Annotated in this window: 22 protein-coding genes; 17 read left to right on the top strand and 5 right to left on the bottom strand. The window is 53.5% G+C overall.

The genetic code is table 11. The annotated features are described in order from the left end of the window. Positions 1–56: 56 nt before the first annotated feature. From leuS to nadD, 4 genes are read left to right on the top strand one after another with little or no spacing between them, the layout of a single operon-like run. Complete coding sequence (gene leuS, locus AB7038_RS15525) at positions 57–2,639, top strand: leucine--tRNA ligase (protein WP_119312955.1); 2,583 nt, start codon at positions 57–59, stop codon at positions 2,637–2,639. A 14-nt stretch (positions 2,640–2,653) separates the two neighbouring features. Then, positions 2,654–3,208, top strand: a complete 555-nt coding sequence (gene lptE / locus AB7038_RS15520; protein ID WP_015422538.1) for an LPS assembly lipoprotein LptE — start codon at positions 2,654–2,656, stop codon at positions 3,206–3,208. Continuing rightward, complete coding sequence (holA, locus tag AB7038_RS15515) at positions 3,205–4,248, top strand: DNA polymerase III subunit delta (RefSeq protein ID WP_274370919.1); 1,044 nt, start codon at positions 3,205–3,207, stop codon at positions 4,246–4,248. Before lptE ends, holA begins: the two co-directional genes overlap by 4 nt. After that, positions 4,229–4,885, top strand: coding sequence for a nicotinate-nucleotide adenylyltransferase (gene nadD / locus AB7038_RS15510; RefSeq protein ID WP_108655193.1), 657 nt, complete (start codon positions 4,229–4,231; stop codon positions 4,883–4,885). Before holA ends, nadD begins: the two co-directional genes overlap by 20 nt. Before the next feature lies 1 nt (position 4,886). On the opposite strand, the gene AB7038_RS15505 is transcribed toward nadD, so the two are convergent. Continuing rightward, positions 4,887–5,606, bottom strand: coding sequence for an SDR family oxidoreductase (locus tag AB7038_RS15505; RefSeq protein ID WP_062772233.1), 720 nt, complete (start codon positions 5,604–5,606; stop codon positions 4,887–4,889). 103 nt (positions 5,607–5,709) lie between these two features. On the opposite strand from AB7038_RS15505, the gene AB7038_RS15500 reads away from it, so the two are divergent. After that, complete coding sequence (locus AB7038_RS15500; protein ID WP_368890271.1) at positions 5,710–6,069, top strand: winged helix-turn-helix transcriptional regulator; 360 nt, start codon at positions 5,710–5,712, stop codon at positions 6,067–6,069. Here AB7038_RS15500 and AB7038_RS15495 read toward each other — a convergent pair. After that, the gene (locus AB7038_RS15495; RefSeq protein ID WP_369453617.1) at positions 6,039–6,566 is read right to left on the bottom strand and encodes a DUF1722 domain-containing protein; all 528 of its coding nucleotides are present in this window, start codon (positions 6,564–6,566) and stop codon (positions 6,039–6,041) included. The two genes, AB7038_RS15500 and AB7038_RS15495, sit on opposite strands and share 31 nt — an antisense overlap. Before the next feature lie 290 nt (positions 6,567–6,856). Between AB7038_RS15495 and rsfS the strand changes: the two genes are divergently transcribed. The 10 genes from rsfS (at position 6,857) to AB7038_RS15445 (ending at position 16,368) form a co-directional block, all read left to right on the top strand. After that, the gene (gene rsfS / locus AB7038_RS15490; protein WP_004240847.1) at positions 6,857–7,183 is read left to right on the top strand and encodes a ribosome silencing factor; all 327 of its coding nucleotides are present in this window, start codon (positions 6,857–6,859) and stop codon (positions 7,181–7,183) included. A gap of 3 nt (positions 7,184–7,186) precedes the next feature. Continuing rightward, positions 7,187–7,657, top strand: a complete 471-nt coding sequence (rlmH, locus tag AB7038_RS15485; RefSeq protein WP_004235593.1) for a 23S rRNA (pseudouridine(1915)-N(3))-methyltransferase RlmH — start codon at positions 7,187–7,189, stop codon at positions 7,655–7,657. A gap of 56 nt (positions 7,658–7,713) precedes the next feature. Continuing rightward, positions 7,714–9,594, top strand: a complete 1,881-nt coding sequence (mrdA, locus tag AB7038_RS15480) for a peptidoglycan DD-transpeptidase MrdA (RefSeq protein WP_369453633.1) — start codon at positions 7,714–7,716, stop codon at positions 9,592–9,594. A 5-nt stretch (positions 9,595–9,599) separates the two neighbouring features. Further along, the gene (gene mrdB / locus AB7038_RS15475; protein ID WP_072871285.1) at positions 9,600–10,712 is read left to right on the top strand and encodes a peptidoglycan glycosyltransferase MrdB; all 1,113 of its coding nucleotides are present in this window, start codon (positions 9,600–9,602) and stop codon (positions 10,710–10,712) included. Between the two features lie 17 nt (positions 10,713–10,729). Further along, positions 10,730–11,719 carry an endolytic peptidoglycan transglycosylase RlpA gene (rlpA, locus tag AB7038_RS15470; RefSeq protein ID WP_369453616.1) on the top strand — a complete coding sequence of 330 codons (990 nt, stop codon included), beginning with the start codon at positions 10,730–10,732 and terminating at the stop codon, positions 11,717–11,719. A gap of 92 nt (positions 11,720–11,811) precedes the next feature. Further along, positions 11,812–13,026 (top strand): D-alanyl-D-alanine carboxypeptidase DacA, encoded by a 1,215-nt coding sequence (gene dacA / locus AB7038_RS15465; RefSeq protein ID WP_368890274.1) that lies wholly within the window; start codon positions 11,812–11,814, stop codon positions 13,024–13,026. A 68-nt stretch (positions 13,027–13,094) separates the two neighbouring features. After that, complete coding sequence (gene ybeD / locus AB7038_RS15460) at positions 13,095–13,358, top strand: DUF493 family protein YbeD (RefSeq protein WP_004235588.1); 264 nt, start codon at positions 13,095–13,097, stop codon at positions 13,356–13,358. Positions 13,359–13,500: 142 nt separating this feature from the next. Next, positions 13,501–14,133, top strand: coding sequence for a lipoyl(octanoyl) transferase LipB (lipB, locus tag AB7038_RS15455; protein WP_368890275.1), 633 nt, complete (start codon positions 13,501–13,503; stop codon positions 14,131–14,133). A 131-nt stretch (positions 14,134–14,264) separates the two neighbouring features. Then, the gene (gene lipA / locus AB7038_RS15450) at positions 14,265–15,230 is read left to right on the top strand and encodes a lipoyl synthase (RefSeq protein ID WP_004235585.1); all 966 of its coding nucleotides are present in this window, start codon (positions 14,265–14,267) and stop codon (positions 15,228–15,230) included. A 289-nt stretch (positions 15,231–15,519) separates the two neighbouring features. Then, positions 15,520–16,368, top strand: coding sequence for an EamA family transporter (locus AB7038_RS15445; RefSeq protein WP_046893665.1), 849 nt, complete (start codon positions 15,520–15,522; stop codon positions 16,366–16,368). Positions 16,369–16,458: 90 nt separating this feature from the next. Here AB7038_RS15445 and cspE read toward each other — a convergent pair whose 3' ends face one another. The 3 genes from cspE to mnmH all read right to left on the bottom strand — a co-directional run bounded on the left by cspE (position 16,459) and on the right by mnmH (position 18,599). Then, on the bottom strand, positions 16,459–16,668 hold the full coding sequence (cspE, locus tag AB7038_RS15440; RefSeq protein WP_004235583.1) for a transcription antiterminator/RNA stability regulator CspE: 210 nt from the start codon (positions 16,666–16,668) through the stop codon (positions 16,459–16,461). Positions 16,669–16,867: 199 nt separating this feature from the next. Beyond that, entirely contained in the window at positions 16,868–17,335 is a 468-nt protein-coding gene (locus AB7038_RS15435; RefSeq protein WP_369453615.1) for a methylated-DNA--[protein]-cysteine S-methyltransferase, read from the bottom strand. Positions 17,336–17,516: 181 nt separating this feature from the next. Next, the gene (mnmH, locus tag AB7038_RS15430; protein WP_369453614.1) at positions 17,517–18,599 is read right to left on the bottom strand and encodes a tRNA 2-selenouridine(34) synthase MnmH; all 1,083 of its coding nucleotides are present in this window, start codon (positions 18,597–18,599) and stop codon (positions 17,517–17,519) included. Positions 18,600–18,907: 308 nt separating this feature from the next. Between mnmH and nrdH the strand changes: the two genes are divergently transcribed. Then, positions 18,908–19,126: a glutaredoxin-like protein NrdH gene (gene nrdH / locus AB7038_RS15425; protein WP_024474189.1), complete on the top strand. Its 219-nt coding sequence runs from the start codon at positions 18,908–18,910 to the stop codon at positions 19,124–19,126. Between the two features lie 21 nt (positions 19,127–19,147). Beyond that, complete coding sequence (gene nrdI / locus AB7038_RS15420) at positions 19,148–19,564, top strand: class Ib ribonucleoside-diphosphate reductase assembly flavoprotein NrdI (RefSeq protein ID WP_072871296.1); 417 nt, start codon at positions 19,148–19,150, stop codon at positions 19,562–19,564. Positions 19,565–19,587 lie beyond the last annotated feature (23 nt).

Raw genomic sequence — 19,587 nt, 5'->3', positions numbered from 1 at the left:
CCGGTCTGGTCGTCAGTCCGTGTCCGGCAGTTCATCACCACAGGAATACCGGTGCCATGCAAGAACAATATCGTCCCGAAGACATAGAGCAACAAGTCCAGAGTCACTGGCAGGAAAAACAAACATTTAAAGTGACTGAAGATAACAGTAAAGAGAAATACTACTGCCTGTCTATGCTGCCATACCCTTCAGGACGACTACACATGGGCCACGTGCGTAACTACACCCTGGGTGATGTGATGTCACGCTACCAGCGCATGCTGGGTAAAAACGTCTTACAGCCGATTGGCTGGGATGCGTTCGGTCTGCCTGCGGAAGGTGCGGCGGTAAAAAATAACACCGCTCCGGCACCGTGGACCTATGCCAATATCGAATACATGAAACAGCAGCTGAAAAAGCTGGGTTTCGCCTACGACTGGGATCGCGAAGTCACCACCTGTACGCCGGAATATTACCGCTGGGAACAGTGGTTCTTCACCAAACTGTATGAAAAAGGTCTGGCATATAAGAAGACTTCCGCCGTGAACTGGTGTCCGCATGACCTGACGGTTCTCGCGAACGAACAGGTTATCGACGGTTGCTGCTGGCGTTGTGATACCCCGGTTGAGCGCAAAGAGATCCCGCAGTGGTTTATCAAAATCACCGCTTATGCCGAAGAACTCCTCAATGATCTGGATACGCTGGAAGACTGGCCGGAGCAGGTCAAAACCATGCAGCGCAACTGGATCGGCCGTTCCGAAGGGGTGGAAATCACCTTTGATGTCGCGGACAGCACAGAAAAACTGAGTGTCTACACCACCCGCCCGGATACCTTTATGGGTGTCACTTATCTGGCGGTGGCGGCGGGTCATCCGCTGGCACAGCAGGCTGCGCAGAACAATCCGGAACTGAAAACCTTTATCGACGAGTGCCGTAATACCAAAGTGGCTGAAGCTGAAATGGCCACGATGGAGAAAAAAGGTATGGCAACCGGTATGTTTGCCATTCACCCGCTGACCGGCGAAAAAGTCGCGGTCTGGGTCGCCAACTTTGTTCTCATGGAATACGGCACCGGTGCTGTTATGGCGGTTCCGGCACACGACCAGCGCGACTGGGAATTCGCCACCAAATACGGTTTACCAATCAAACCGGTCATTCTGGGCGAAGACGGCAATGCGCCGGATATCAGTGAAGCGGCAATGACCGGCAAAAACACCCTGTTCAACTCCGGTGAATTTGATGGTCTGGATTACACTGCCGGTTTTAACGCGATTGCGGACAAACTGGTGGCACTCGGCGTCGGCGAGCGCAAAGTAAACTACCGTCTGCGCGACTGGGGGGTTTCCCGTCAGCGTTACTGGGGCGCACCAATCCCGATGGCAACCCTGGAAGACGGTACCGTGGTACCGGTTCCGGAAGATCAGTTACCGGTTATCCTGCCGGAAGACGTGGTCATGGACGGCATCACCAGCCCGATTAAAGCCGATCCGGAGTGGGCAAAAACCACCATCAACGGTCAGCCTGCACTGCGTGAAACTGATACCTTCGATACCTTTATGGAATCCTCCTGGTATTATGCCCGTTACTGCTGCCCGGACTATGACAAAGGCATGCTGGATCCGGCTGCGGCCAACTACTGGCTGCCGGTCGATCAGTATATCGGTGGTATCGAACACGCCATTATGCACCTGATGTATTTCCGCTTCTTCCACAAACTGATGCGTGATGCCGGTCTGGTGAACTCAAATGAGCCGGCGAAAAACCTGCTGTGTCAGGGCATGGTGCTGGCCGATTCCTTCTATTACACCGACACTGACGGCCACCGCGTGTGGGTCTCTCCGGAAGAAGCTATTCTTGAGCGTGATGATAAAAACCGTATCATCAAGGCAACAGATAAAGAAGGCCGCGAGCTGGTTCACACCGGCATGAGCAAAATGTCAAAATCGAAGAACAACGGCGTTGATCCGCAGATTATGGTGGAAAAATACGGTGCGGATACTGTTCGTCTGTTTATGATGTTTGCGGCACCACCGGAACTGACCCTGGAGTGGCAGGAATCCGGCGTGGAAGGCGCGAACCGCTTTATCCGCCGTGTATGGCGTCTGGTGTATGAGCATGTTCAGAAAGGCAAAACCGCGCCGCTGGATATCAGCAGCCTGACACCGGAACAGAAAGATCTGCGCCGCTCACTGCACAAAACCATTGCCAAAGTCAGCGATGACGCAGGCCGCCGTAAGCAGTTCAACACCGCCATCGCGGCGATTATGGAACTGCTCAATGAACTGCAGCGCGCACCTCAGGAAACAGAGCAGGATCGCGCACTGATGCAGGAAGCGCTGGATGCGGTTATCCGTATGCTGTCTCCGATTATCCCGCACGCCGGTTTCACCCTGTGGAAAGCGCTGGGTCACGAAACGGATGTGGATGATGCACAGTGGCCGGTCGCCAGCGAAGAAGCGATGATTGACGATACCAAACTGATTGTTATCCAGATCAACGGTAAAGTCCGCGGCCGTATTACGGTTGCCGCCGATGCGGAGCAGGATGCTGTCATGGCGCTGGCCTCGCAGGAAGCTAATGTGGCGAAATACCTCGAAGGTGTGAGTGTTCGCAAAGTCATTTATGTGCCGGGTAAATTACTGAACCTGGTCGTGGGTTAATTTAAGGAGATATCGTGCGACATCGCATTATTACGCTGTTGCTCGGGCTTGCGGTGCTGGTCACCGCAGGCTGCGGCTTCCATCTGCGCGGCACCACGCAAATCCCGCCTGAACTGCAGAAACTGCAAATCAGCACCGGTGATCCGTATGGCGAACAGACCCGTGCTATCCGCCAGCAACTGCTGCTGAATAACGTTCAGATTATTGAGGGTGGCGATGCCACCATCCCGGTTCTGAAGATCACCAGTTCTTCCGAAGGTTCGGAAGAGACAGTATCGATTTTCCAGGACGGTAAAGCCGCTGAGAAAGAACTGGTTTATTACCTGAATGCCCAGGTCATTATGCCGAACGGGTCGGTTTATCCGATCAACGTCCGCGTTGACCGTTCATTCTTCGATAACCCGCTGGAAGCCCTCGCAAAAGATGCGGAAAAAGATATGATCCGCCAGGAAATGCGTGAGCAGGCGGCTGCCCGTCTGGTTCGTAAACTGCTGATTATCCAGCCGTCCGAACAACAGAAACAGGCTGAAAATGCTGAAGCGGCTGAGATTGTCGCACCGAAGGCATGATAAAAGTTTCACCTGAGCAACTTATCACGCAGCTCCGTTCGGGGCTGCGTGAACGTTACCTCCTCTGGGGGAACGAGCCGTTACTGCTTCAGGAATCCCGGGATGCTATCCGCCATGCGGCGCAGGAACAGGGATTTGACGAGCACTTCACCTTTTCACTTGAACAACATACTGACTGGGATGCGATTTTTTCTGTCTGCCGGTCACTCAGTCTGTTTGCCGGACGGCAGACTCTCACCCTGTATCTGCCGGAAAACGGTCCCAATGCTGCAATGGGCGAACAGCTTCTCCGGCTGGCCGGACAATTACATCCGGATCTGCTGCTGATACTGCGCGGCCATAAACTGACCAAAGCCCAGGAAAACAGTGCGTGGTTTAAAGCACTGGCACAGGATGGTGTGTATATCGCCTGTATGACACCGGATCTGAACCGGTTGCCGCAATGGGTCACTGCCCGGGCCGCACTGTTACAGCTTCAGCCGGATGAACAGGCTGTCCGCCTGCTCTGCTATTGCTACGAAGGCAATCTGCTGGCGCTGTCACAGGCCTTATCCCGTCTGGCGCTGATTTATCCGGACGGCAAACTCACCCTGCCCCGTGTGGAAGCAGCGGTAAATGATGCGGCACACTTTACCCCGTATCACTGGGTGGATGCCCTGCTGGCCGGCAAAAGCAAACGCGCCTGTCATATCCTGACTCAGCTGCTGGCGGAAGATAATGAGCCGGTGATCCTGCTGCGCACCGTCCAGCGGGAAGTGATGCAGTTACTGACATTACAGCGCGAAAGCCGAAACCAGCCGCTGCGCACCCTGTTCGACAAGCATCGCATCTGGCAGAACCGCCGGGGTATGATAACCGATGCACTGGATCGCCTTGATGCGCATACTTTGCAGGTGGCGATATCCCTGATCACCCGTATTGAAATCCGCCTCAAGCAGGATTACGGACAATCCGTAAGTGATGACTTACTGACACTGACACTGCTCCTGAGCGGTAAAGCACAGACAGGACAGATCCTCTATGACGAACAACGCGGATAACCGGATTCTGGCGCTGTACGGCGGCACATTTGACCCGATCCACCAGGCACACATTAATACCGTGAAAGCCATGGCGGCGGAAGCCGGTCTGGAACAGGTGATTTTACTGCCGAACAATGTCCCGCCGCACCGTCCGCAGCCGAAAGCGGACGCACAACAGCGGCTGATGATGGCACAACTGGCTGTTAACGGTGATCCGCTGTTCCTGGTGGATGACCGTGAACTGCGCCGCGATGCCCTCTCCTATACGGTGGAAACACTGCGTCAGTACCGGGCTGAAATTGGTTCACGGCGGCCGCTGGCCTTTATCATCGGCCAGGATTCCCTGCTCACGATTGATACCTGGCATGAATGGGACAAGATCCTGACCCTGTGCCATATCCTGGTCTGCAAACGACCGGGGTATTCACTCGATTTTCCGTCCGAACGGTTGGCCGACTGGTTTGTACAGCATCTGGTCACCACGCCGGAAAGCCTGCACAAACGACCGTGCGGTTATATTTTCCTGGCTGATACCCCCCTGTTTCCGATTTCTGCCACCAATATCCGCGAACGGCTGAAAAATGGCGAGGACTGCAGCGATCAGCTGGCCCCCGCCGTTCAGGACTACATTCTGGCACAGGGATTGTACCGCTGACTCACCCTGCCTGCCGGGTTTTGGCAATCACAATCTCACGGATGCACACATCCTGCGGTTGCTGATAAGCAAACTGAATACAATCCGCGATTTTTTCCGGATCCAGACCTGACTGAATTTCTTTTTTCCAGGTCTGGTAATTCTGCTTAATTTCCTCATTGGTCGTATGACTTAATAATGGTGTTTCCACCACGCCCGGGGCTATGGTAATTAAACGGACATTTGACGGTGCCACTTCTTCACGGATATTTTCCGTTATCGCATGAACGGCAAATTTGGTTCCGCAATAGACAGAATGGCTCGGAAATGTTTTTCGTCCGGCAATTGAACTGATATTAATAATGGTGCCTTCCTGACGCGCAACCATATCGTGCAATACAATATTAATCCCGGTCAGAACACCGTTAATATTCACATCCACCATTTGCTGCCATTCTGCATAATCCTGATCATACGGATTATCCAGCAGCATAACGCCCGCACAGTTAATTAATAAATCCGTTTTTCCGTACAGGCTTTCTGCTTCCGCTATGGCGGCTTTCATTGCCGCAAGATCCGTCACATCCACGCTGCGGCACAGGCTGTCCGGCAGATGAAACCCTTCGGTAATCTGGCTGCGGCGTGCCAGTAATAAGACCGGATGTCCGGCCTGACTCATCCGTTTTGCCACAGATTCACCGATACCGGAACTGGCGCCGGTAATAACCACTAATTTTTTCATTGCATTTACCTTGAGAATATAAATAAAGTTGCATGATTTTATTCCTTGCTTTACATATATCAAGAAGGCAGATTTATTTCACAAAGTAACCTGAAGGTAACTAATGGACGATAAAATAAAGAAAATTGTAGTGGTCAGTGAAATAGAAGTTACGCTGTCGGTTATCGGCGGGAAATATAAACCGTTAATATTGAATTTATTATCTGAAAAAATCGTTCAGCGTTTCGGGGAAATACGGGCTTATATTGTCAATATTTCACAAAAAACATTAACCAATCAATTACGCGAGATGGAAGCGGACGGCCTGCTGACCCGGATGGTCTTTGCCGAAGTGCCGCCCCGAGTGGAATACACCATTACAGAAAAAGGCCGTTCACTGATCCCGATTCTGCTGCTGATGTGTGACTGGGGCTATGAAAATATGGGCGATCGCTACACACTGCTGCGCCCGGAGTGTGACTGAGCCGGTGTTACCGGCTGCAGAATTGCCTGATCGCACAGATAATCTGTCTGATAGTGACGGGCAGTGGTGAGTAACAGATGTTTCACCGCTTCCGCAGAGCCGGTTCCGGTACGGTAAGCCTCAATCGCCGCACTCATCTGCTGCTTTTCTGCCGGGCTCAGCAAACGTTTAAAATACCCCTGCATATGCATCAGCGCATTGGTCATATTGGCGCGGGTCGCAGGCTGTGAAAATGCGGTCAGCAGTTCCCGCTGCCAGACCGCCGCCGTTTCCGCCAGTTCAGCCGGGGAGAGTGTTCCCGCCTGTGACAACAGCCGTCCGCTGCTTTTATATATCTGCGGTGAATATGCCATCAGCGCGTATTTGTAACGGCTGTGCAGACGGATCAGCCCGCCCGCACCGAGCGGCGAATTCAGTGCCTGAGTGAGTTCCAGCCGTGCCTGTTGCCGCCACAACACTTCTTCATCATCATTTTCCGTCTGTCGCTGATATGTCATATTTTCCGCCTTTTTATCTGTTACGGAGTGACTATAGTACAAAGTGCACTGTTTCTGTTTTCCCTGTCCGTACATTTCCTGATATTTCTTTAATCTTTACTGCTTTGTATTCCCCCTGTTCGCTGTTATTCTTGCGGTGCCGGCGGCAACGCAGGGTGAGCCTCGCAAAATTGCCCTCTGTAACGTAAAATAGCGATTATCCCCCGGCACACAGCAACCCCGCGCCGGAACTGCCACGACGGTACGACTGACGGGGATGTGTTCTGTTATCTATTTATCCGGAATATAAGGTGAACCTTTTGCAAGGCACAGAATTACTTGAGTTTATTATTGATAAACTCGAAGACTCCAAAGCACAGGACATTATTACTATTGATGTACGCGGTAAATCCAGCATTACCGACCACATGATTATCTGTACCGGTACATCCAGCCGCCATCTGGCGTCTGTGGCCGATAACCTCGTCACTGACTGCCGTCAGGCCGGTATGATGCCGCTCGGCGTGGAAGGTCAGGGCATTTCTGACTGGATTGTTGTCGATCTCGGTGAAGCTATCGTGCATGTGATGCAGGATGAAAGCCGCCGTATGTATGAATTAGAGAAACTCTGGAGCTGAGTGTTGAAGTTACAGCTCATTGCCGTCGGCACCAAAATGCCTGACTGGGTCGAAACCGGGTTTCAGGATTATCTCCATCGTTTTCCGAAAGATATGCCGTTTGAACTGACCGAAATCCCGGCCGGAAAGCGGGGAAAAAACGCAGACATCAAACGGATTCTGGAAAAAGAAGGTGAGTTAATGCTGGCGGCGGCGGGCAAAGGCAACCGGATTGTCACACTGGATATTCCCGGCGCACGCTGGGATACCCCTCAGCTGGCCGGGCAACTGGAGCGCTGGAAGCAGGACGGACGCAACATCAGCCTGCTTATCGGCGGCCCGGAAGGTCTTTCGCCTGCCTGTAAAGCCGCCGCAGAGCAGAGCTGGTCTCTCTCCCCGCTGACCCTGCCGCACCCGCTGGTGCGTGTGCTGGTGGCGGAGAGTCTGTACCGCGCCTGGAGTATTACTGCCAATCATCCGTATCACAGGGAATAACCGCAGTGCCCGGTCTGAACGCGCCTGACGGCGATAAGAAAAAACACAAGCAACGGATGGACTTCCGCGATTACAGCGCGGAATCCGCCCTGTTTATCCGCCGTGCGGTGGTTGCATTTATCGGTATTGTTATTTTATCTGCCGTACTGGTGGTGAATCTCTATCATCTCCAGATTAACCGCCATGAAGATTATCAGACCCGTTCCAATGATAACCGGATCAAGCTGGTCCCTATTCCGCCGAGCCGTGGTCTGATTTATGACCGCAAAGGCACCCTGCTGGCGGAAAACAGAACCATTTATCAGCTCGAAATCGTGCCCGAGAAAGTTACTGATCTGCCGGGTGTGCTGAATGAACTGCGCGAAATCGTCGATCTGTCCGACGAAGACATCGCAAATTATGAAAAAGAGCGCCGCCGTTCGCGCCGCTTTACCTCTATTCCGCTGAAAACCCCGCTCAACCAGATTCAGGTGGCGCGGTTTTCGGTAAATCAGTACCGGTTCCCGGGACTGGAGATCAAAGGCTATCAGCGCCGCTTCTACCCTTACGGCTCCGCCCTGACCCATGTGATTGGTTATGTGGCAAAAATTAACGATAAAGATGTCGAACGTCTGGATAAAGACGGTATTTTGCCGAACTATGCGGCCACTCATGACATCGGTAAGCTGGGTATTGAGCGCTATTATGAATCCGTCCTGCACGGTAAAACCGGCTATGAGGAAGTGGAAGTCAACAGCCGCGGCCGTGTGATCCGCCAGTTACACGAGCAGGCACCGCAGGCCGGGAAAGATATCTATCTGACGATTGATCTCGAGTTGCAGATGTATATCGAAAAACTGCTGACCACCAGCCGTGCGGCTGTCGTGGTGAGTGATCCGCGCAACGGCGAAATCCTGGCGCTGGTGTCCAACCCGAGTTATGACCCGAACCTGTTTGTGAACGGCATTTCCGGTCCGGATTACCGGGGTCTGCTTAATAACCCTGATCGCCCGCTGATCAACCGTACCACTCAGGGGCTCTATCCGCCTGCATCCACCGTGAAACCGTTTATTTCAGTGGCTGCTCTCAGCGAAAACGTGATCACCCGTAACACCACGATTTTTGACCCCGGCTGGTGGCAGTTGCCGGGATCGGAAAAACGTTACCGCGACTGGAAGCGCTATGGTCACGGTAACCTGAACGTGGTGAAATCGATTATTGAATCGGCGGATACCTTCTTCTATCAGGTGGCGTATGACATGGGGATCGACCGCCTGTCCGCCTGGATGACCCGCTTTGGTTACGGCGAGTATTCCGGTATCGATCTGATGGAAGAGTACAACGGTGTGATGCCGACCCGTGAATGGAAACAGCGGCGCTATAAGAAACAATGGTATCAGGGCGATACCATCCCGGTCGGGATCGGCCAGGGATACTGGACATCAACGCCGATCCAGATGTCAAAAGCCCTTAATACCCTGATAAATGATGGTGTGGTGAAAACACCTCACCTGCTGCTCGGCACCAAAGAAGGCGGCGGTATGCTGCCGTATGAGCAGAAAGAATATATTGCTATCGGTGATATTCATTCCGGTTACTGGGAACTGGCCAAATCCGGGATGCTCGGTGTGGCCAATGCACCGAACGGCACAGGCCGGAAATTCTTTGCCGGTACGCCGTACAAAGCCGCCGCCAAATCCGGTACAGCACAGGTGTTCAGCTACGAAACCTATAACGCCAGCAAACTGGCGGAACGCCTGCGCGACCATAAATTAATGATTGCTTACGCACCGTACGATAACCCGAAAGTGGCGGTGACCATTATTCTGGAAAACGGCGGTGCAGGCCCGGCAGTCGGTACTCTGGTCCGCCAGATCCTTGACCATGTCCTGCTGGGTGATAACAACACGGTACTGCCGGATGCTCCGCCATCACCGCCCGGCAGTGAAACAGAGTAATGCCCATGACTGATAATCCGCGCAAAGTATCCCTGATGACCCGCATGCACATCGACTTCCCGTTGCTGGTGCTGCTGCTGATCCTGCTGGTTTACAGTGCATTTGTGCTGTGGAGTGCCAGCGGGCTGGATCCGGAGATGATGGAGCGCCGCCTCGGGCAGATTTTCTCCGGTATCATCATTATGCTGATTCTGGCGCAGATCCCGCCCCGCGTGTATGAAACCTGGGCACCGCACCTCTATATTGTCTGTGTCATCCTGCTGGTCTTTGTGGATGTCTTCGGGCAGATCAGTAAAGGTGCACAGCGCTGGCTGGATCTGGGGATTGTCCGTTTCCAGCCGTCCGAGATTGCCAAAATTGCCGTTCCGCTGATGGTGGCGCGGTTTATGAACCGCGACCAGTGTCCGCCGACCCTGAAAAATACCGCCATCGCCCTGCTGCTGGTCGTTGTGCCGACTCTGCTTGTCGCTGCACAGCCTGATCTCGGGACATCCATCCTGGTTGCCGCCTCCGGTATTTTTGTGCTGTTCCTGGCGGGGATGAGCTGGCGTCTTATCGGGATAGCTCTGCTGCTGCTCGCCGCCTTTATTCCGCTGCTCTGGTTTTTCCTGATGCACGATTACCAGCGTGGCCGCGTGATGATGCTGCTCGATCCGGAAACCGACCCGCTCGGTGCCGGTTATCATATTATTCAGTCAAAAATTGCCATCGGCTCCGGCGGACTGGCCGGAAAAGGCTGGATGCTGGGTACGCAATCCCAGCTGGAATTCCTGCCGGAACGTCATACTGACTTTATCTTTGCCGTCCTCGCGGAAGAGCTGGGGCTGGTGGGTGTGATCTTCCTGCTGGTACTCTATCTGCTGATCATTATGCGCGGGCTGATGATTGCCGCCCGTGCACAAAATACCTTCGGACGGGTGATGGTGGGTGGTCTGATGCTCATCTTCTTTGTTTATGTGTTTGTGAATATCGGTATGGTCAGCGGGATCCTGCCGGTGGTCGGAGTGCCGCTGCCGATGATGAGTTACGGCGGCTCCGCCCTGATTGTATTAATGGCAGGGTTTGGTATTGTCATGTCAATTCATACACACCGTAAGATGCTGTCAAAAAGCTTATAATACATTACGAGGTTTTCATGCGTTTACAATGGATTGCGGTCACAGCGATGGCCGCGTTGCTGGCAGGTTGCCCGTCAGTGCAGCAGCCGGTCAAACAGACACCGCCGCCGGGCCCGGCAAAAGAGATCCTCGGTGCCGTACCGGCTTATGAGCCGCTGCATCCGGGTGCGAATAATGATTACGTCCGTAATGGTCAGCAGTATCAGATTGTCCGTGATCCGGAAAACTTCAGCCAGCAGGGATACGCCTGGATTTATGGTCAGGCTCAGAACGGCAACCGGACTGCTACCGGCGAAATCGTCAACAGCGCCGAACTGACCGCGTCTCACCCGACGCTGCCAATCCCCGGCTATGCGCGGATCACCAATATGGCGAATAACCGCATGATGGTGGTGCGGATTAACGATCGCGGCCCGTATATGCCGGGTAAACAGATCGGGCTTTCCCGCGCTGTGGCAGATCGCCTGAACCTGCTGCCGAATACCAAAATTAAAATTGACCCGATTGTGGTCGCGGAAGACGGCTCGCTGAGCGGCTCCGGAACTGTCGGCACTGTGGTCGCCAAACAGAGCTATGCCCTGCCGGGCCGCCCTGAACTGGGCAAAACAAGTGCCCTTGGTACCCCGGTGACCAACACCACCCCGGTGGTGCCGATCAACAGCCGTCCTGTTATGGCACAGCCGCAGCCGGAATCCGCACTGATCCCGACCGTGAGACAGCCCGCAGCACCGGCAGAAACCCAAACTGAGAACACCGCCGCACCAGCGCCGCAACAGATCGCCGTCAGCGGTTACCGTGTCCAGGTGGGTGCCGTGGCAAGTGAGGAACGCGCATCACAGTGGCAGAAAGAACTCAGCGATAAACTGGGTGTGCCCGGTATGACAGAATCCTCCGGTGATATGTTCCGCGTCCAGCTGGGGCCGTTTACCAGCCGTGAACGGGCCGCCGAAGTACAGGGACGCCTTCAGCAGCAACTGAATATGAATTCATTTATCCTGGCACCGTAAAACAGGCAGTGATAACACTACGCGCTGTCATGGCAGTTTTGCTATGATAGCGTTTCTTTTTCACCGGCATCATCAATGTTGTTTTAACACTCATGAAATACGCAACGACTTATCAACACCGCGCCGGGCGTCTGGCCGCTTTCGGTCTGACCCTGGCACTGAGCGCCGCAGCTTCTGCCGCTGATGTTCCGAATCTGAATACCACCATCCCGCCTGTCCCGGATATTGAAGCGGAATCCTATATCCTGATGGATTACCACTCAGGAAAAGTGCTGGCGGAAAAAAATGCCGATGTCCGCCGTGATCCGGCCAGCCTGACCAAAATGATGACCAGCTATGTCATCGGCCAGGCAATGAACACCGGCAAATTCACACCGGAGACCATGGTCACCATCGGGGAAAACGCCTGGGCGACCGGTAACCCGGTATTCCGCGGCTCCTCGCTGATGTTCCTCAAACCGGGCGAGCGCGTCAGCGTATCCGACCTGAGCCGCGGCATTAATCTGCAATCCGGTAATGATGCCTGTGTGGCGATGGCGGAATTTGTCGCCGGCGATCAGGACACGTTTGTCGGTCAGATGAACCAGTATGTGGCGCAGCTTGGCCTGAAAAATACCCACTTTAAAACCGTTCACGGCCTGGATGCCGACGGCCAGTACAGTACAGCCCGGGATATGGCACTGATTGGTCAGGCAATGATCCGTGACGTGCCGAATGAATACGCCATCTATAAAGAGCGCTCATTCACCTATAATAATATTACCCAGCAAAACCGTAACGATCTGCTGGGTGATAAAAGCCTGAATGCGGACGGGATTAAAACCGGCCACACCAACGGCGCGGGTTATAACCTGGTCGCTTCCGCCACCGAAGGGGACATGCGTCTGATCTCCGTGGTGATGGGCACCAAATCAGCCAAAGCCCGTAATGCGGAAAGCAAAAAACTGCTCACCTGGGGCTTCCGTTTCTTTGAAACGGTCAAACCGATGCAGAAAGACAACCCGCTGGTGTCTGAAATCGTCTGGTTCGGGGATAAAGACAAAGTACAGCTGGGAGTGGAAAATGATGTTTATATCACCATTCCGCGCGGTCGCCTGAAAGATCTGAAAGCCGGTTTTGTCCTGACCAATCCGGAGCTGCACGCACCGCTGGCGAAAAACCAGGTGGTCGGCACCATTAATTTCCAGCTCGACAACCAGATCATTGAAACCCGTCCGCTGGTCGTGACGGAAGCGGTACCGGAAGGGAACTTCTTCAGCCGTCTGATCGACTATATCCGCCTGCTGTTTCACCGCTGGTTCGGCTGAGACTTGAAATCAGATGAACTATCCCCATATTTAGTTCATCTGAAGTTTTGCTTTATTAAGGAGCACCCATGAAAACCAAACTCAATGAACTGTTAGAGTTCCCCTGCTCATTTACCTACAAAGTGATGGGTGCCGCTGAACCGGAATTAGTGAATGATGTTCTGGAAGTGATTCAGCGCCACGCGCCTGGTGACTACAGTCCGTCAATCAAACCAAGCAGCAAAGGAACCTATCATTCCGTTTCTGTCACCATTGACGCGACACACATTGAGCAGATCGAGAATCTGTACGAAGAATTAGGCGCGTTAGAGCGCGTCAGAATGGTGCTGTAACACCGTCATTTCTTCATCATTTCAGGCCGCCCGGAAAGGCGGCCTTTTTTTTATCCCTCTGAACATTTTATGCGCATCACTGGTACGTATTTGCCGTGCGCGTTATACTGCTGGCCCGGCATACCGAACTGAAGATACCATTTTGCAAAATAACACCATCGTTTTACGTCAGCTGGGCCTGCGGCCTTATCATCCTGTCTCTGAAGCCATGCACCAATTTACCGAACAGCGTACGGCGGAAACCGGCAACGAGATCTGGCTGGTCGAGCATGAGCGCGTTTTTACCCAGGGCCAGGCCGGGAAAGCCGAACATGTCCTCGCCCCCGGTGATATCCCGGTGATCCAGTCCGATCGCGGCGGCCAGGTGACGTACCACGGCCCGGGACAGCAGGTCATGTATGTGATGATTGATCTCAAACGCGATAAAATCGGTGTGCGCGAACTGGTAACCGCGCTGGAAAATTCAGTGGTTGAGACCCTGAAACAGTGGAATATTGACGCTTACCCGCGCCCGGATGCCCCCGGTGTTTATGTGGCGGGGAATAAAATCTGTTCACTCGGTCTGCGGATCCGCAACGGCCGCTCATTCCACGGCCTGGCACTCAATATCAACATGGATCTCGAGCCTTTTCACCGTATTAATCCGTGTGGCTATGCCGGCCTCGCCATGACACAAATGGCTGATTTTGTTCCCGGTATTACCCTTGCGGATGTTCAGCCCGTGCTGACCGCACAATTCTGCCGGCAATTAGGATTCCAACTTGCCGCAGAATAGTGATATAATTTTTTTAACATTTTTAAAAAGATTTTTAAAAGATTGATGACTTCGTTACATTCAGCAGACAAGCCGTCACCACGGCGCTCATCAATCACTATCCGATGAATCTAACCGGAAATGACATAAACATGAGTAAACCAATTCAGATGGAACGCGGTATCAAATACCGTGATGCCGATAAAATGGCGCTTATCCCGGTCAAAAACCTGGTATCAGAGACGACCGAACGATTACGCAAACCAAGCTGGATGAAAATCAAACTTCCGGCAGATTCCCATAAAATCAAAGGGATAAAGGATGCAATGCGCCGTAACGGCCTGCATTCTGTCTGTGAGGAAGCCTCCTGCCCGAACCTGAGCGAATGCTTTAACCACGGTACAGCCACGTTTATGATCCTCGGGGCTATCTGTACCCGCCGCTGCCCGTTCTGTGACGTTGCTCATGGCCGTCCGAATGCACCGGATGCCAACGAACCGCAGAAACTCGGTCAGACCATCAAAGATATGGGACTGCGCTATGTGGTCATCACCTCTGTTGACCGTGATGACCTGCGTGACGGCGGTGCACAGCACTTTGCTGACTGTATCACCGCCATCCGCGACCACAGCCCGGCGATTAAAATTGAAACACTGGTGCCGGACTTCCGTGGCCGTATGGACAAAGCGCTGGAGATCCTGACCGCTACTCCGCCGGATGTTTTCAACCACAACCTGGAAAACGTACCGCGTATTTACCGCCAGGTGCGCCCGGGTGCAAACTATGAGTGGTCACTGAAACTGCTGGAGCGCTTTAAAGAAGCTCATCCGGAGATCCCGACCAAATCCGGCCTGATGGTCGGCTTAGGTGAAACCAATGAAGAGATCCTCGATGTGATGCGCGATCTGCGCCGTCACGGCGTGACCATGCTGACCCTGGGGCAGTATCTCCAGCCGAGCCGTCACCATCTGCCGGTTCAGCGTTATGTCAGCCCGGAAGAGTTTGAGGAAATGAAAGCCGAAGCAATGGCAATGGGCTTCACCCACGCTGCCTGCGGCCCGTTTGTCCGCTCTTCTTACCATGCTGACTTGCAGGCCAAAGGCGAAGAAGTTAAGTAATTTCCCGCTGTTCTGTGAATACCGGAAACCGCCGCTGAAAAACGGCGGTTTTTTTATGCCGCTCCGGTGATGACGCGGGTAACGGGCAAAACGAAAAGTCGCTGTAAACACATCCCTGTGCGCTCGGATCGCGCCATCCATGGCGCTTACGCTTTTCGTTCGCCTGCCCGTTACCGGCGTTTTACCTGATCGAAAATATGTCTTTTGTGCTCTGCCCTGCTGCCGCTATTCCCCCCGCAACTGATGCGGATTATGATGCGTTCCATATCACATTATTAATGAGTAAATTATGAAACGTAGTGGCGTTTTATGTCTGACAGCGCTGGCTCCCGCCGTCTGGGGCAGTACCTATCTGGTGACCACCGAGATGCTGCCCGCAGGCTACCCGATGACTGTAGCCATGCTGCGCGCCTTACCCGCCGGTCTGCTGCTGATGCTGTTTATCCGCCAGTTGCCGAAAGGGATCTGGTGGGGACGGATTTTCGTACTCGGGGCACTGAACTTCGCAGTGTTCTGGTGGCTGCTGTTTGTCTCGGCCTATCGTCTGCCGGGCGGTGTCGCCGCAACGGTCGGCGCTATTCAGCCGCTGATTGTGCTGCTGCTCTCCCGGATGGTGCTGGGTAATGTACTGAAGCCGCTGGCGGTGATCGGCGCACTGTGCGGGATAGGCGGGGTGGCGCTGCTGTTACTGACACCGCAGGCAAAACTCGACACTATCGGTATTATCGCCGGGTTAGCCGGTGCGTTCTCCATGGCCGCCGGTACGGTGCTGAGCCGCCGCTGGCAGCCGGATGTCTCACCGCTGACCTTTACCACCTGGCAGCTTACCGCAGGCGGATTGCTGCTGCTGCCGGTCTCTTTGCTGCTTGAACCGGCACTGCCGCCGCTGACCCTGCTCAATATCAGCGGATTATTGTATCTGGGGCTGATTGGCGCGGCACTGACCTATCTGTTCTGGTTTCGCGGACTGGCAATCCTCGGGCCAAATTCAGTCGCATCGCTCGGTTTTCTCAGCCCGCTGACGGCGGTACTGCTGGGCTGGTTTGTGCTGGATCAGCAACTGAGCCTGTTACAGTGTGCAGGAGTTATCGTGGTGATCGGCAGTGTCTGGCTCAGCCAGGTTGCTAACCGGCGCTGATATAAAAAAACCCGTTACCATGGTGAGTAACGGGTTTTCGTCACGATAATGTCGAATTAAAATAACGGCTACGGTATAGCGTGTTACAACTTAAATCGAGACAACGTTTGCAGCAGACGGGCCTTTAGCGCCATCAACGATTTCAAATTCCACTTTCTGGCCTTCTGCCAGTGTTTTGAAACCGTCATTCAGAATTGCAGAGAAGTGAACAAACACATCTTTGCTGCCGTCTTCCGGAGTGATAAAACCGAAACCTTTTGCTTCGTTAAACCACTTCACGTTACCTTTGCGCTTTGACATTCAAAAAAACCCTTTAACAAGTGATAGTACTTCATCAGTACCCGGCCAGTCGTTCTCAGACTGTATTGATCCTGCCGGGCAATCTGGTTCGATACTAAACTACCCGCCGGATAACGACATTGTGAGAGATATTCCGCTGATATACCAGAGGATTTGTCCTGGTTATTTCAACGGTCAGCAAGATTTGCCACCTTTTTATTCAGATAACGCCCTCATGGCGCAACAGCCACTGCTTGATATCCAACCCGCTGCTGTAACCGCCCATTGAGCCGTCGTGTGCAATCACGCGGTGACACGGAATAATCAGGCAAACCGGATTACGCCCGTTTGCCATACCAACCGCGCGGCAGTAATTGGCAGAGCCCAGCTTCAGCGCCAGATCTTTATAAGACCAGGTGATCGCAAACGGAATGGTTGATAACTGCGCCCACACCCTGGTCTGGAATTCCGTACCGTGCGGATTGAGTTTTACACTGAAATCCTGCCGTTTCCCGGCGAAATATTCATCCAGCTCATGAATACACTGTCTGATATGCGGATTATCACTGTCGTTCTGCTCCGGCGCAGTATCATCAAATCCCAGTTCAGTGATCCCCTGCTCATCCGCGCTGATAATGATATAACGGCGGGGAAATCCGGTCGGAGCCTTTATATAAATCGTCGCCATACGTTTGCCCTTTGTGCTGATTTTGCTATAGCAAAACCTAATTATGATAAAGAGACAAACATCATTTACGTCATTCATCTCACAACAGAGAAAATAACGAGGCAAATGAATTCATGCAAGTCAGTTCACCGGAAAATGATATCCCGGTGAACAGCTTTGTGACGGATGATAAGAGAGCGAATTATTTCAGCCAGTCGGCAACGGCCTCATAGGTGCCGCGAAAGAGAATGCGATCAGCTTTTTTGCTCAGCTGATAGCGGTACATCGGGTCGTAATATTCTTCCAGCAGCGGACACAGCCATGAGAAGTGAGCTTCGGTATTGCCGCTGCGCCACTGTTCGGCGAGTGCACTGTCGAGCAGCGCAGTCAGTTCCGCCGCCCGCTGCGTGCCGAGCCGCCGCCGGATAGCTGACAGCCCGTGATGCAGATACTCACTGTAGGCCTCACGCCCCTTTTCTTCACCGTATGCGGTGGTGAAATCATGAGTCATGCGGTCAAAATATTCTTCTTTCAGCCGTTCCAGGCGGCGCTCAAACGGATCTTCCACCACCACCAGCGAAGCCTGTGCCATTTGTGCCCGCAGCGGCTCCGGCAGACCGTTGGCGCCGATAGCACGGCCTTCATCTTCCAGCACCCAGCGGGTTCCGGCGTCTTCTTTTTTTATCATGGCGGCAGCGAGATGGTTTTCAAATGTCGCCTGGGCAAACTGCGCTTCCAGCGTACGCCCGAAAGACGATCCGCGGTGATGCGCCAGTCCTTCCAGGTCGATACCGTCCGCCAGTTCGCCCACCAGCGTGGTTTTACCGCTGCCGGTACAGCCGCCGATCAGGATCACCGGACGAGCCACCAGCTCTTCAGTCACCTGAATTACCGCCTGACGCAGTGCTTTGTAACCACCGGTGATCAGCGGATATTCCGTTCCCGCATCCCGCAGCCACTGCTGCACGATATGCGAACGCTGGCCACCCCGGGCGCAGCAGAGATAGCCCTGCGGATAATCCGCACAGGCTGTCAGCCAGGCCGTCATCCGCTGCTCACGGCGTTCACCGCTGACCAGCTGGTGCCCCAGCGCCAGCGCCTTTTCAGCGCCCTGCTGCTTATAACAGGTGCCGACAGCGGCCCGCTCCTCATCATTCATCAGCGGCAGATTGTGTGAAGCAGGCATGGCTCCCTGGCTGAATTCAACCGGCGCGCGGACATCAATCAGCGGGGTATCAGAAGCAAGGAGTGTGCGGATAGTTCGGGAAGACGGAGCTAATTCCATAATAAATGTGTGATTTCAGTTCAGATGCCAATAAATTCAGCTGTCTGCAAAAGACAGTTCAGATTTTTTTATTGTACGCCTGACGGGGACATTTGTCGCTGCGGATTTTCCCCCTTCTCATATTCACCGTGCAGACAGTTCATCATGCATATACTCACATCCCGATTAATAATAGTGATAATCATTCAAAACACAAAAACACTATATATAGTGTGGTTGATATATTTAATATCTACATATAGTATTCAAAACACAGTCTACCCACGATATCTGCTCATAACGGGCAGTGATAACCACGGGAAACCGCCATGACAGTGACTATCTACAGCAAACCCGATTGCGTGCAGTGCAATGCCACTTACCAGATGCTGACACGAAAAAATATTCCGTTCAGTGTCATTGATATCACTCAGGATGAGCAGGCGTATCAGCATGTCCGCACACTGGGATATCAGCAGGTGCCGGTGGTGATCGCCGGTCAGGATCACTGGGCCGGGTTCCGTCCCGACAAACTTGCCGCCCTCTGAACCGCACACACAGGAGGCACCATGACCACACAGGCACTGATTTATTTCTCCACCCGTTCAGAAACCTGTCACCGTTTCACGGAAAAACTGGGGATTCCGGCCACCCGGTTGCCGGAAGATGGTGACCTTACCGCCACACAACCCTTTGTCCTGCTGGTGCCGACCTACGGCGGCGGCCATCACAGCGGCGCGGTGCCGCGTCCGGTGATCCGCTTTCTTAACCGGCCTGAGAACCGGGCTCTGCTGCGCGGTGTGATCGCCGCCGGAAATACCAACTTTGGCCGCGCTTATGCCATTGCCGGTGACATTATCGCCGCCAAATGTCAGGTGCCGTTTTTATACCGTTTTGAACTGCTCGGCACACAGGCGGATGTCGGTAACGTCCGCCGCGGCTTACACCAATTCTGGCAGCAGCAGGCCGCTGAGACCGCCTGCTGAGTGCTGCTTACCTGATTCCGGGA

It is taken from the genome of Morganella morganii (genome assembly GCF_041099235.1).
Lineage (GTDB): Bacteria > Pseudomonadota > Gammaproteobacteria > Enterobacterales > Enterobacteriaceae > Morganella > Morganella morganii_E.
This window is presented reverse-complemented; position numbering and strand designations above follow the sequence as displayed.

Excerpts from the sequence above, each read along its gene's own strand:
- rlpA (WP_369453616.1), top strand. The coding sequence starts at position 10,730 with ATGCGTTTACAATGGATTGCGGTCACAGCGATGGCCGCGTTGCTGGCA.
- mrdA (WP_369453633.1), top strand. The coding sequence starts at position 7,714 with ATGGACTTCCGCGATTACAGCGCGGAATCCGCCCTGTTTATCCGCCGT.
- ybeD (WP_004235588.1), top strand. The coding sequence starts at position 13,095 with ATGAAAACCAAACTCAATGAACTGTTAGAGTTCCCCTGCTCATTTACC.
- dacA (WP_368890274.1), top strand. The coding sequence starts at position 11,812 with ATGAAATACGCAACGACTTATCAACACCGCGCCGGGCGTCTGGCCGCT.
- mrdB (WP_072871285.1), top strand. The coding sequence starts at position 9,600 with ATGACTGATAATCCGCGCAAAGTATCCCTGATGACCCGCATGCACATC.
- AB7038_RS15495 (WP_369453617.1), bottom strand. The coding sequence starts at position 6,566 with ATGACATATCAGCGACAGACGGAAAATGATGATGAAGAAGTGTTGTGG.
- nrdH (WP_024474189.1), top strand. The coding sequence starts at position 18,908 with ATGACAGTGACTATCTACAGCAAACCCGATTGCGTGCAGTGCAATGCC.
- AB7038_RS15500 (WP_368890271.1), top strand. The coding sequence starts at position 5,710 with ATGGACGATAAAATAAAGAAAATTGTAGTGGTCAGTGAAATAGAAGTT.
- lipA (WP_004235585.1), top strand. The coding sequence starts at position 14,265 with ATGAGTAAACCAATTCAGATGGAACGCGGTATCAAATACCGTGATGCC.
- AB7038_RS15445 (WP_046893665.1), top strand. The coding sequence starts at position 15,520 with ATGAAACGTAGTGGCGTTTTATGTCTGACAGCGCTGGCTCCCGCCGTC.
- mnmH (WP_369453614.1), bottom strand. The coding sequence starts at position 18,599 with ATGGAATTAGCTCCGTCTTCCCGAACTATCCGCACACTCCTTGCTTCT.
- nrdI (WP_072871296.1), top strand. The coding sequence starts at position 19,148 with ATGACCACACAGGCACTGATTTATTTCTCCACCCGTTCAGAAACCTGT.
- holA (WP_274370919.1), top strand. The coding sequence starts at position 3,205 with ATGATAAAAGTTTCACCTGAGCAACTTATCACGCAGCTCCGTTCGGGG.
- cspE (WP_004235583.1), bottom strand. The coding sequence starts at position 16,668 with ATGTCAAAGCGCAAAGGTAACGTGAAGTGGTTTAACGAAGCAAAAGGT.
- AB7038_RS15435 (WP_369453615.1), bottom strand. The coding sequence starts at position 17,335 with ATGGCGACGATTTATATAAAGGCTCCGACCGGATTTCCCCGCCGTTAT.
- nadD (WP_108655193.1), top strand. The coding sequence starts at position 4,229 with ATGACGAACAACGCGGATAACCGGATTCTGGCGCTGTACGGCGGCACA.
- AB7038_RS15505 (WP_062772233.1), bottom strand. The coding sequence starts at position 5,606 with ATGAAAAAATTAGTGGTTATTACCGGCGCCAGTTCCGGTATCGGTGAA.
- leuS (WP_119312955.1), top strand. The coding sequence starts at position 57 with ATGCAAGAACAATATCGTCCCGAAGACATAGAGCAACAAGTCCAGAGT.